Origin of the sequence: Moraxella sp. FZFQ2102 (assembly GCF_024137865.1) — a bacterium.
GTDB lineage: Bacteria > Pseudomonadota > Gammaproteobacteria > Pseudomonadales > Moraxellaceae > Moraxella.
Genome location: NZ_CP099960.1, coordinates 1,131,166 through 1,143,513, shown reverse-complemented (window position 1 = coordinate 1,143,513; position 12,348 = coordinate 1,131,166). Strand labels below are relative to the sequence as shown.

General features: G+C 46.9%; 11 protein-coding genes and 1 riboswitch. Of the genes, 7 read left to right on the top strand and 4 right to left on the bottom strand.

All coding sequences use genetic code 11. The annotated features are described in order from the left end of the window. Nucleotides 1-215: 215 nt before the first annotated feature. From NGM44_RS05440 to NGM44_RS05420, 5 genes are all read left to right on the top strand, one after another. Nucleotides 216-701 (top strand): septal ring lytic transglycosylase RlpA family protein, encoded by a 486-nt coding sequence (locus tag NGM44_RS05440; RefSeq protein WP_253224568.1) that lies wholly within the window; start codon nt 216-218, stop codon nt 699-701. Between the two features lies 1 nt (nt 702). Beyond that, nucleotides 703-1,062 (top strand): FKBP-type peptidyl-prolyl cis-trans isomerase, encoded by a 360-nt coding sequence (locus NGM44_RS05435; protein WP_253224567.1) that lies wholly within the window; start codon nt 703-705, stop codon nt 1,060-1,062. 152 nt (nt 1,063-1,214) lie between these two features. Further along, nucleotides 1,215-1,676, top strand: a complete 462-nt coding sequence (locus NGM44_RS05430) for a DMT family transporter (protein WP_253224566.1) — start codon at nt 1,215-1,217, stop codon at nt 1,674-1,676. A gap of 172 nt (nt 1,677-1,848) precedes the next feature. Further along, nucleotides 1,849-3,024 carry a type III PLP-dependent enzyme gene (locus NGM44_RS05425; RefSeq protein WP_253224565.1) on the top strand — a complete coding sequence of 392 codons (1,176 nt, stop codon included), beginning with the start codon at nt 1,849-1,851 and terminating at the stop codon, nt 3,022-3,024. A gap of 96 nt (nt 3,025-3,120) precedes the next feature. Further along, nucleotides 3,121-4,404, top strand: a complete 1,284-nt coding sequence (locus NGM44_RS05420; protein ID WP_253224564.1) for a valine--pyruvate transaminase — start codon at nt 3,121-3,123, stop codon at nt 4,402-4,404. Between the two features lie 70 nt (nt 4,405-4,474). Here NGM44_RS05420 and NGM44_RS05415 read toward each other — a convergent pair whose 3' ends face one another. The 3 genes from NGM44_RS05415 to NGM44_RS05405 all read right to left on the bottom strand — a co-directional run bounded on the left by NGM44_RS05415 (nt 4,475) and on the right by NGM44_RS05405 (nt 7,376). Then, nucleotides 4,475-5,494, bottom strand: coding sequence for an NAD(P)-dependent alcohol dehydrogenase (locus NGM44_RS05415; RefSeq protein ID WP_253224563.1), 1,020 nt, complete (start codon nt 5,492-5,494; stop codon nt 4,475-4,477). Nucleotides 5,495-5,737: 243 nt separating this feature from the next. Continuing rightward, nucleotides 5,738-6,088 carry a RidA family protein gene (locus NGM44_RS05410; RefSeq protein WP_253224562.1) on the bottom strand — a complete coding sequence of 117 codons (351 nt, stop codon included), beginning with the start codon at nt 6,086-6,088 and terminating at the stop codon, nt 5,738-5,740. Nucleotides 6,089-6,122: 34 nt separating this feature from the next. After that, the gene (locus tag NGM44_RS05405) at nt 6,123-7,376 is read right to left on the bottom strand and encodes a D-amino acid dehydrogenase (protein WP_253224561.1); all 1,254 of its coding nucleotides are present in this window, start codon (nt 7,374-7,376) and stop codon (nt 6,123-6,125) included. Nucleotides 7,377-7,631: 255 nt separating this feature from the next. Beyond that, nucleotides 7,632-7,733, top strand: a riboswitch (TPP riboswitch). Nucleotides 7,734-7,814: 81 nt separating this feature from the next. On the opposite strand from NGM44_RS05405, the gene thiC reads away from it, so the two are divergent. After that, the gene (thiC, locus tag NGM44_RS05400) at nt 7,815-9,809 is read left to right on the top strand and encodes a phosphomethylpyrimidine synthase ThiC (protein ID WP_253224560.1); all 1,995 of its coding nucleotides are present in this window, start codon (nt 7,815-7,817) and stop codon (nt 9,807-9,809) included. 59 nt (nt 9,810-9,868) lie between these two features. Here thiC and NGM44_RS05395 read toward each other — a convergent pair whose 3' ends face one another. Beyond that, on the bottom strand, nt 9,869-10,291 hold the full coding sequence (locus tag NGM44_RS05395) for a YqaA family protein (RefSeq protein WP_253224559.1): 423 nt from the start codon (nt 10,289-10,291) through the stop codon (nt 9,869-9,871). Between the two features lie 110 nt (nt 10,292-10,401). On the opposite strand from NGM44_RS05395, the gene NGM44_RS05390 reads away from it, so the two are divergent. Then, entirely contained in the window at nt 10,402-12,240 is a 1,839-nt protein-coding gene (locus NGM44_RS05390; RefSeq protein ID WP_253224558.1) for an ABC transporter ATP-binding protein, read from the top strand. Nucleotides 12,241-12,348 lie beyond the last annotated feature (108 nt).

Sequence of the window (12,348 nt, the reverse complement as noted above, 5' to 3'; positions counted from 1 at the left end):
TGCCAATCATTAAAGAATGGTGGCTTTTGTTTATCCATTTACCATCCCTAAAAGCAATAATTCAGTAACATTAAATAGCAATTGTTATAAAAATGTCAAAATATTTGTAAATCCTTGTAATCATCAAGGGTTTTGGCTATGATACGCGGTACGAAAATTTGCTGTAAAAGAAAATAAACCATCAACCAAGGGGCAACACCCCAAGGAAATCCGTTATGAAAAAACTTCTACTAGCTGCAACCGTATTATTAAGCCTAAGCGCGCAAGCTGCCACCGTCACTTATTATGGTGATAAATTCCACGGTCGTAAGACTGCCAGTGGCGAGCGTTTTAACCAAAATGCCATGACCTGTGCGAGCAATAGTCACAAGATGGGTACTTTGCTTGAAGTGACCAATGTCAAAAATGGCAAGTCTGTGGTCTGTCGTGTCAATGATACTGGCGGCTTTAGCAAATATGGCGTGTCGCTAGATTTGTCAAAAGGTGCATTTGCCAAAATCGCACCACTGAGCCAAGGTCGCGCCCAAGTGACCATCAAGCGTGTCGATGGCAATCAGCAAGCAGAAGTATCGCAAGAAACTTTGGCACAAAAAAAGCTGAAAGAAGAAAAAATCGCCGCAGCATTGGCAGAGATTACCCCTGTCACCATCAACCAAACTTCCACCATCAGCCTAGCGGCGAATATCTCGGCGACCGAATGATATGATCGAAGTCACTGACATCACCGTCGGCACAGGCAGAGCCGCTGTCAAAGGCGCGCTGATTAGCACGCAATATGTGGGCAAGCTTGCCGATGGTACCGAATTTGATTCATCAATCAGTCGTGGTCGCGCGTTTGAATGTGTAATCGGCACAGGGCGCGTGATCAAGGGCTGGGATTTGGGTGTGCTTGGCTTTGAATCTGATGGTCAAGTCATCGCACCAATGCAAGTGGGTGGTAAGCGTGCGCTTATCGTGCCTGCCGAGCTTGCCTATGGTGAGCGCGCTGTGGGTAAAATCCCGCCAAGCTCAACGCTGTATTTTGAGATTGAGCTCTTAGAAGTGCGTACGCGCGATGACTGATACCAATAACCAATGATGAAGCTTACCTTGGGGTGAGCTTTTTTGTTACCCTAAAAGTGTGTTTAAGCTTGTAAAGTGCGAGACTTACCAACATTGACAGTCGTGCAGATCATCAATTATCATGTGGCTATATAATAACGCTGGGATGCTTTATGAAACTACCCTACATCATGATTAGTCTAATCGGTGGTGCGATCATTCCGCTACAGCTTGCGATGGTTAATGCCTTTCGCCAAAGTACACACGCAAGCCAAATACAGGCGACTTTTTATTTGTATTTGGGTGGTATGGTTGCATCTGCTTTACTTGCATTTTTGATGAGTGGAACGCTAAGACCACCGATGCCGACGCAAGCAAGTTGGTGGATGTGGTTATTTGGTCTGCTCGGCAGTTTTTACATTTTATTTATGTTTATTGCTGCACCAAAAATCGGCTCAGCGAATACACTGCTTTGGGTGTTTTTGGGGCAGATGCTATTCGCCACCTTGTTTGCGCATTTTGGTTGGCTAGGTCTTGAAGTGCGCAGGGTTGATGTGATTAAGCTTGTGGGATTGACACTTATCGCCATTGGGGGTTTGGTGATGATTTATGCCGAAAATCGTCAAGGGATTTAATGATGATAACAGTAAGTTTGTTATTGTGACAAGCTTATTTTGTTTGATCAAAATGTGCAAAATCCTAGCTTGATTCCCTAAAAGCTTGTTATAATAACTGGGTAAAAATGCGTGCATTACGCTGATTTGTCGTGTTGCACACATCCAAATAATCGCATAGGAAAAAAACAAGATGATTAAGATTGATCAATATTTTGACCAATTGCAATGGCAAAAATTCACCCAAGCTGCCGAAGGTGAAGACACGCCGCTGCTTGTCGTGGATCTCAGCCGCATCAAGACCAAATATGAAGAGATGGTCAGCTTATTCCCAAAAGCCAAAATTCATTATGCGATGAAAGCCAGTCCTGCGGTGGAAGTGGTGAAATATTTGGCGGATTTGGGTTCAAATTTTGACTGCGCATCGATTTATGAGCTTGATCGTGTGCTAGACTGTGGCGTCTCGCCTGATCGCATTTCTTATGGCAATACCATCAAAAAAGCCGCGCATGTCAAATATGCTTTTGAAAAAGGCATCACCTTGTACGCCACTGATTCTAAAGCGGATCTAATCAATATTGCTAATAATGCCCCTGGTTCAAAAGTCTTTGTGCGCATTCTTGTACACGGCGCGGACACTGCCGAGTGGCCATTGTCGCGTAAATTTGGCTGCCACCCTGATATGGCGGTGGATCTGCTTGTACAAGCCAAGAACTTAGGGCTTGTGCCTTATGGTATCTCGTTCCATGTCGGCAGTCAGCAAAAAGATGTCGCGGCGTGGGATGATGCGCTTGCCAAGGTCAAATATATGTTTGACTGGATGAAATATGAAGAAAATATTCAGTTAAAAATGATCAACTTGGGTGGCGGCTTCCCGACCAACTACATCAGTGAAGTGAACCCTGTCAAAGTCTATGCCGAAGAGATTCATCGCTATCTGTCAGAAGACTATGATGACGATGAAATGCCTGAAATTATCCTAGAGCCGGGCCGCTCGATGGTCGGTGATAGCGGTGTGTTGGTGTCGGAAGTCGTGCTGATCAGCCGCAAATCACGCACCGATTTGACGCGCTGGGTTTATACCGATGTTGGCTTGTTCCAAGGCTTGATTGAGACTTTGGGTGAAGCGATCAAATACCCTGTTTATACGCCAAAAATGGAAACCGCCACCGAAAAAGGCACGGTGATTTTGGCGGGTCCAACCTGTGACAGCACCGACATCATGTATGAGCACGCCGCTTATAAACTGCCACAAGATCTTGAGATTGGCGATAAGCTGTATTGGCTGACCACAGGGGCTTATACCAATTCTTATTCTTCAGTAGAATTTAACGGTTTCCCACCACTGAAAGTCAAATACATCGAGTGATGGTATCAAGCAGTATAACAAGATGTTTCATGTGAAACCATTTTACGCTGCTGTTTTTAATCAGTACAACCACCGCCATACAGTCAGAGTTCTGCCATGAAATTCTCAAAATTCGGTCAAAAATTCACCAAAGACAGCGCCATATTGCAGCTGATGGATGATCTGGGTGATGCGCTCAATAGCGACAAACCTGTCAATATGCTTGGCGGTGGCAACCCTGCTAGCATCCCTGAATTGAACGCAGTTTATCAGCAGACGCTTAAATCTGTGGTAGCGAATGCGCTGGCTTTGGACAGTGTGGGCAATTATTCCAACCCGCAAGGTGATGCTAAATTCATCGCGACTTTGGTGGAGTTTTTTAACCGCCATTATGATTGGCAGCTGACCAGTGAGAATATTGTCTTGACCAATGGCTCACAAAATGCCTTTTTCTATTTGTTCAACTTATTTGCAGGTAAATTCGACGATGGCACGGACAAATCGATCCTGCTGCCGCTTGCGCCTGAATATGTTGGCTATGCTGATGTGCATATCGATGGTGTGCATTTTGTCGCTGTGCCGCCAAGCATTGAGCTGGTTTCGCACGAAGGACAAGAAGGGTTTTTCAAATATCGTGTTGATTTTGATGTGTTAGAAAATTTAGAAGAGCTAAAAAATGGCAAGATCGGTGCGATCTGCTGCTCGCGCCCAACCAACCCCACAGGCAATGTGCTGACTGATGATGAGATGGCGCGTTTGACCGCCATCTCCAAAAAATACAGCGTGCCATTGATCGTCGATAACGCCTATGGGATGCCATTTCCGAACATCATCTACACCGACACTACCTTAAGCTGGGATGATGATACCGTGCTGTGCTTTAGCTTATCAAAAGTCGGACTACCCGGTACGCGCACGGGCATCATCGTTGCCAATAAAAATGTGGTCAAAACCATCAGCAATATGAATGCCATCGTTAATCTGTCGCCTGTGCGTTTTGGGGCGACGGTGGCGACACCACTATTTGCCAATGATGAGATCAAGACACTGTCGGACACGGTGATTCAGCCGTTTTATCAGACGCAAGCGCGCTTGGCGGTGAAGCTATTACAAGAAAATTTTGCCAATTATCCTGTGAAAATCCATAAGCCTGAAGGCGCGATTTTCCTATGGGTGTGGTTTGAAAATCTGCCCATTTCAACGACCGAACTGTATCAGATTTTAAAACAGCAAGGCACGCTGATCATCCCATCGGAGCATTTTTTCGTCGGTGTTGAGACTGCCAATTATCCGCACGCGCGCGAATGTATCCGCTTATCAATCGCTCAAGATGATGAGACCATCACCAAAGGCATCACCACCATCGGTGAAGTGGTGCGTAAGCTGTATGATGGTGCGTGATGGTGTAGATTTATCCAAAAAACCGTTTGTGTTATGAAGCACAAACGGTTTTTTTGTTAAGTATAATTAATCAATCAAAGTCGTTCTTCAATACCACGCGATAGCGTGCCTTGCCTGATTGTAGATGACGGATGGCGTCATTAATCTCTGACATCGGAAATTCTTCGACCACAGGATGAATCTGCTTGCGTGCAGCAAAGTCCATCATCGTGCGCAGATGAATCGGCGAGCCTGTTGGCGAGCCTGTGACCGACTTGGCACCACCGATCAGCGAAAACGCACTGATTGACATCGGCTCGAGTACCGCGCCGACCATGTGCAGCTTGCCTTCAGGTTTAAGCAGTTTCATATACGCTTTCCAGTCCAGTGGTACATTGACTGTTGAGACGATGAGATCTAGGCTGTTTTTTGCGTCCGCAAAGCTGTCAGGATTGGTCGAGTCTAAGATGTGATGCGCGCCTAAGGCATAGATTTCGTCGTATTTATTAGGATTTGAGCTAAAGGCAGTCACTTCACAGCCCCACGCATTAAAAAACTCAAGCGCCATGTGTCCAAGACCACCGACGCCGATCACGCCGACCTTGTGATGCGCTTGGATGTGGTGCTGTAGTAGTGGCTGAAATACCGTGATGCCGCCGCACAACAGCGGACCTGCTTTGGCATAATCAATCCCATCAGGCATCGGGATGACCCATTGCCACTGCGCGCGTACTTTATCAGCAAAGCCGCCTTTGTGCAGGACAGTTGGCACGGCGCTTTTGCAGACATGGTGCTTGCCGCCGATGCATGGATCGCAGTGCTGGCACGACTCAGCCGTCCAGCCGACACCGACCATCTGCCCGATGGACAGACCCTTGGTATCACTGCCGAGTGCAATGATCTCACCGATGATCTCATGTCCTGCAACCAGTGGATAGACGCTCGTGCCCCATTCATTATCCATCATCGATAGATCAGAATGGCAGATGCCGCAGTAATATACCTTGATCTCGACTTCATCGGCTTTTAGGGCGCCTGCGTCATAGTCATAACGCTCAGCAGGGCTGTGTGGTGCGTGTACGGCATAGGCGCGGATGGTGTTGGTGGTCATAGTTTTCCCTTGTGTGGTTTGTGTTTTATGGTCTATAAAATTCAAAATAATACTGCGCCCGCTTGTCTTGCTGTACTATCTGCAACTCGCTGCCCAGTCTTATTTTGTTTTTATACGACCATAGTGCTAAGCGGTAGCATAGCACACTTTGTGGGGTAAAATGTTGATTGTGATGTAGTTTGACAACAAAAAACCATCTGAGAATCGCTTCCCAGACGGTTTTGGTATTTAGCTTGCTTGGACTTATTTCACCGCGGCGATGACCATCACTTCTACCAGCCAGTTTGGATTGACCAAGTTGGCTTGGATGGTCGCACGCACAGGTGGCGTTGTGCCTGCGACCCACGCTTTCCATTCGGCGTTGAAGCTTTCAAAGTCGCTTAGGTTTTTGATGAAGACTTGCGCTGATAGCAGATGTGCTTTATCGCTGCCTGCTTGGGCAAGGGCTTTATCGATATTGGCGAACACTTGGCGCGCTTGACCTGCAATGTCCAGGCTGTCATCATCAGGCACTTGACCTGCCAGATAGACCACGCCATTATGCACAGCGACTTCGCTTAGGGTTTCGTTGCTGTCGAATTTTTGGATACTCATAAATTACTCCTTGTCAAGTATTATTAAGATAAAATTAACTATAACGCTCTAATGACAAACCTTCAAGGCTGATCTCTGGCGTTTGTCCTGTGACGATGTCACTGATCAATTTACCAGAACCACACGACATCGTCCAGCCCAGCGTGCCATGACCGTTGTTTAGGTACAAGCCTTTGATTTTGGTTGCGCCGATCACAGGTGTGCCATCTGGTGTCATCGGACGCAAGCCTGTCCAAAAGGTCGCACTCGGCAGATCGCCACCGCTGAACAGCTCACCGCACACCATCTCAAGCGTCTGACGGCGCGCAGGGTTCAGTCCTAAGTCAAAGCCAGATAATTCTGCCATGCCGCCGACACGGATACGGTTGTCAAAGCGTGTGATGGCGATTTTATAAGTTTCATCGATCACGGTTGAGACGGGCGCGTTATTGGCATCAACGATTGGCACGGTCAGTGAGTAGCCTTTGACAGGATAGACAGGCAGTTTTAGCCCCAGTGATTTGACCATCGCAGGGGTGTAGCTGCCCAGTGCCAAGATATAATTGTCCGCGCTCACAAGCTCGCCATCAACGATGACGCCTGTCATGCTGCCACCATCGACGACCAAGCGATCGATGGTTTTATTGAATAAAAATTTCACGCCCAAATCCCTGGCAAGCGCTGCCAATCGCTTGGTGAACAGATTGCAGTCGCCTGTCTCGTCATTAGGCAGGCGCAGACCGCCAAGCAAGTTCGCCTTGGCATTGGCTAGGGCAGGTTCGACGCTTGCTAAGCCTGCAGCGTTGTCGTACAGCTCATAATCCACACCCATCTCTTGTAGTACTTTAATGTCTTGATGTACCGCATCAAGCTGTTCAGGCTTACGAAACAGCTGCAGCGTGCCTTGGGTGCGCTGTTCGTACTCGATGCCTGTATCGGCACGCAAGTTACGCAGGCAGTCACGGCTGTACTCAGCGACACGCACCATGCGTGCTTTATTGACGGCGTAGGATTTGTCATTGCAATTGGCAAGCATTTGGCTCATCCACTGCAGCTGAAATGCCGTGCCATCAGGGCGAAAATTAAACGGTGCGTGCTTTTGGAAAAACCATTTAAATGCCTTGGTCGGAATGCCCGGTGCTGCCCACGGCGTCGAATAACCCGGTGAGATTTGTCCTGCATTGCCAAAACTGGTCTCTTCGGCGACATCCGCTTGACGGTCGATGATGGTGACATCGACACCGTGTTTGGCAAGAAAATAGGCAGAAGTCACACCGATCACACCACCGCCTAAGACGAGTACTTTCATAACCACAACCTTCTTATAATGATCAAAAAACAGCCAAAATCATGACATTGGGTAAGTTTACCGTGATTATTTTTCGCTATTTTTGATCTTTTTTATTATTTAGAAAAATTTTATAAAAAAGAAAAATCTGCTTTGTTAAAACAAATTTTTATGTATATGATAACAAGGAAAAATTGTCGCCACAAGCAATAAAATGTAGCACGAGCAAAAACTTTGGGTGTATTGTTTTTTGGGTGAAAACTTTGATATACTGAACGCAACTTGACGGAGTGCGATGCTTATCGCTGAGAGTGATTTTCACAATCCGTTGAACCTGATGCAGTTCGTACTGCCGTAGGAATCAAGTTTTCAAAGTCTTTTTGCCATTTCGATGGTTTTGTTTTTCATCATAAGATTTTTGATGGCTTGATTTGTTTATTCGCCATTTTAAAGGATATTATGATGAGCCAAACAAATCTATCTTTAGAACCTTCCCAACAAATCACCAACACGACAGCCACAGAAATTGACTTGGAATACAAGGAAAATGAGCGAAGTCGTACACATGCTACTACGAGCGAATTTGACGCAGTAGAACAAGCCAAGTTCGACGGCTGTGAGCAAGATGCGAAAGATTTAACCCGTATCTTGCCTGCATCGAAAAAAGTCTATGTCCAAGGCTCTCGTGCAGATATTCAAGTCCCATTTCGTGAAATTAGCCTAACCGATACGCCAACGAGTCTAGGCGGTGAGCCGAATCCATCAATTTTAGTGTATGATACATCGGGCGTTTATACTGACCCAAATGTCAGCATTGACCTAAACAAAGGCTTACCAAGTGTGCGTGGTGCATGGATTAGCGAGCGTAATGACACCGAACAATTAAGCGGATTAAGCTCGGAATTTGGACGGCAGCGTCTCAATGATATTCGCACCGAAAATATCCGTTTTGCCCACATCACCAACCCAAGACGAGCCAAACAAGGTCGTAATGTTACGCAAATGCACTATGCACGACAAGGCATTATCACGCCTGAAATGGAGTATATCGCTATTCGTGAAAATCAAAAACAGCGTGATGGTGTGGATATGCGACAACACGCAGGGCAAAATTTTGGTGCAAAAAATTTAACCGAAATTACCCCTGAATTTGTCCGTCAAGAAGTGGCTGCGGGACGCGCGATTATTCCTGCCAATATCAATCACCCAGAATGTGAACCGATGATTATTGGGCGTAATTTTTTGGTCAAAATCAATGCCAATATTGGTAATTCAGCACTGGGTTCTAGCATTGACGAAGAAGTCGCCAAAATGACGTGGGCGACCCGTTGGGGAGCCGATACCATCATGGATTTATCCACAGGGAAAAATATTCATGAAACCAGGGAATGGATTATTCGCAACTCTCCTGTACCGATTGGCACCGTACCGATTTATCAAGCCCTTGAAAAAGTAGGTGGAATTAGCGAGGATTTAACATGGGAAATTTTTAAAGATACCTTGATTGAACAAGCCGAGCAAGGTGTTGATTATTTTACCATTCATGCAGGCGTATTACTGCGTTATGTACCGATGACGGCAAATCGTTTAACTGGCATTGTCAGCCGTGGTGGTTCAATTATGGCACAATGGTGTTTGGCTCATCATCAAGAAAATTTCCTTTATACCCATTTTGATGAAATTTGCGAAATCATGAAAGCCTATGATGTTTCATTTAGTTTAGGCGATGGTTTACGCCCCGGTTGTATCCAAGATGCCAATGATGAAGCCCAATTTAGCGAATTAAAAACTTTAGGCGAGCTGACTCACCGTGCATGGCAACATGATGTGCAAGTGATGATTGAAGGCCCGGGGCATGTGCCAATGCACATGATTAAAGAAAATATGGATTTACAGCTTGAAGTGTGTAGCGAAGCACCTTTCTATACGCTTGGGCCTTTAACCACTGATATTGCCCCCGGTTATGACCACATCACATCTGCGATTGGAGCGGCTATGATTGGTTGGTATGGCACGGCGATGCTATGCTATGTAACACCAAAAGAGCATTTAGGTTTACCAAATAAAAAAGATGTGAAAGATGGGATTATTACCTATAAAATTGCGGCTCATGCGGCTGACCTAGCCAAAGGACACCCTGGTGCGGCAGTGCGTGATAATGCCTTATCTAAAGCTCGGTTTGAGTTCCGTTGGGAAGACCAATTTAATTTAAGCCTTGACCCTGATACTGCTCGTTCAATGCATGATGAAACCATGCCAAAAGAAGCCCATAAATCTGCACATTTTTGCTCAATGTGTGGTCCTAAATTCTGTTCGATGAAAATTACGCAAAATGTCAGAGACTATGCCAAGGGGGTGAAAAACACCGCCCAAAATGATGAGATCGAACAAGGATTTTTACAAATGACCGAGCAATACCATAAGCAAGGCAGTAAGTTGTATCATGAAGTGTGATTAAGTCTTATTTGAAAAATCAACGCAATCAGGGTGAAATTTCGCCCTGATTTTTTATTTTAAAACATGCCCAAATAAATCGCATAAACAACCATGTATCGACCCACTTTGGCGATGCTGACCAATAATAAAAACCGCCAAAATCGCTCATTCATGATCCCTGCGATCAAAGTCAATGGATCGCCGATGATCGGCACCCAGCTTAGTAGCAGCGAATATGCACCGTAGCGATGATAGCGCAGGCGTGCTTTGGCGATCTCATCAGGTGTGAAAATAAAGCGGTGATGCGTGATCCATGATTGTAAAAACTTGCCCAACACAAAATTCACGCACGAACCCAAGACATTGCCAAGACTTGCGCACAGTAGCAGCAGCCACGGCACAAGGTTTTGATCCAGAAGATAAATCAGCAGCATTTCAGACTGTGCAGGTAATAAAGTCGCCGCCAAAAATGCCGCCACAAATAGCCCAAGATAGGACATGGTACGCTCGGTTCGGTGTGTTTTTCTGTGAGATTTGATAAAACAATTATAACATCATCTACAGGCTTAAGTTTGTTATAATACTCGGTTGATTTTAACATTGAACGCTTATGTCTTTATTTGGTTATTTTGAAAAACGCCTTGATCCTTTTCCTGATGTCAGCTTGCCCAAGACCGACGGCTCGCTCATCTCGTTCATCTATGCGTGCACGACAGGGTTTCGCGGTTGGCTTGTGGCATTTACGCTTCTGACGGCGTTATCAGGGCTGTATTGGGCGCTCGTGTATGCGTGGGTCGGGCAGATCATCGACTGGATGAGTGTGCTGAGCCCTGGTCAGCTGTGGGCGGATAAGCGCGATGAGCTGATGGTGATGCTTGCCATCAGTGTCTGTGTGCCTGTGGTGATGGTGTTTGAGACAACCGTGCATCATCAGGTGCTACAAGGCGTTGCGCCGATGCGACTGCGGTGGATTTTTCATCAGCATATGCTGGGACAGTCGATGCAGTTTTATCAAGAAGAGTTCTCTGGGCGTGTGTCGGCAAAAGTAATGCAGACGGCGCTGTCGGCACGCGATGTGGTGATGACGGTGATCGGCGTGTTCGTGTTTATCATCACCTTTTTGGTTGGCTCAGGTGCGGTACTGGTTAATCTACATCCGCTGTTGGCTGTGCCTTTTGTGGGATGGGTGCTGATGGTGATTGGCTTGCTTGCGTTCTTATTACCCAAGCTGCAGCGCAGTTCAAAAGAACAAGCCGATGCGCGCGCCCTAATGACAGGGCGGATCACCGATGCTTATGCCAATATCAGCACGGTCAAGCTATTTAGCCATGCGCGCCGCGAATCGGTGTACGCCAAAGAAGCGATGACAAGCTTCTTATCCAAAGTCAATGAACAAATGCGCTTGGTGAGTGTGCTTGAGATCTGCGTGTCGAGTATCGCGCTCATTACGGTGACGGGCTCTGTGGCGATCGGTCTGTATCTGTGGATGCAAGGACAGGTCGGTGCAGGCGCGGTGGCGGTCGCTGGTGCGTTGGCAATCCGCTTGCAGGGCTTGACGCATTGGGTGCTGTGGGAGACGGCGAGTTTGTTTGAGCATTTGGGCACGGTACAAGACGGCATGAAAACCTTGACTACGCCACACGCTGTCATCGATGCGCCTAATGCTAAGGCGTTTCATGTGAAACAGGGTAAGATCGCGTTCGATGCGGTGACTTTTAATTATGGTAAATCGACAAATCCGCCGCTACTGGATCAGTTCACCCTAAATATCCAAGCAGGCGAGAAAATCGGTCTGGTCGGGCGATCAGGCGCAGGCAAATCGACACTGGTCAATCTACTGCTGCGATTTTATGATGTCGATGGCGGTACGATCCGTATCGATGATCAGGACATTAGTACCATCACCCAAGAGACCTTACGCCAAAATATCGGCATGGTTACCCAAGACACAAGCTTGCTGCATCGCACGGTGCGTGAGAACATCGCCTATGGCAAGCCTGATGCGACTGATGATGAGATCATCGCTGCGGCAAAGGCGGCGCACGCATGGGAGTTTATCCAGACGCTCAAGGATAAATATGGCAATACAGGGCTGGACACCCAAGTCGGCGAACGCGGCGTCAAGCTGTCTGGCGGCCAGCGTCAGCGTATCGCCATCGCACGCGTGATGCTCAAAAACGCACCGATTCTGCTGCTGGATGAAGCGACCAGTGCGCTGGATTCTGAAGTGGAATTCGCCATCACCCAAAGCCTGGATCAGATGATGGCAGGCAAGACAGTGATCGCCATCGCGCATCGCCTATCAACCATCGCGTCGATGGACAGACTGGTGGTGATGCAGGCAGGGCGTATCGTCGAGATGGGTACGCATGATGAGCTGATCGCCAAAGATGGCATCTATGCATCACTGTGGGCGCGCCAAAGTGGGGGATTTTTGGCAGAAGAATAAAAAAACTTCTGCTCGGTGGGTGAACCCTTAGTTTTCTCTGTAAGATTAAGGGTTTTCATTTTTACACCAATACCACCAACCCTTGCCACCCCCCCATTTTTTGTAATA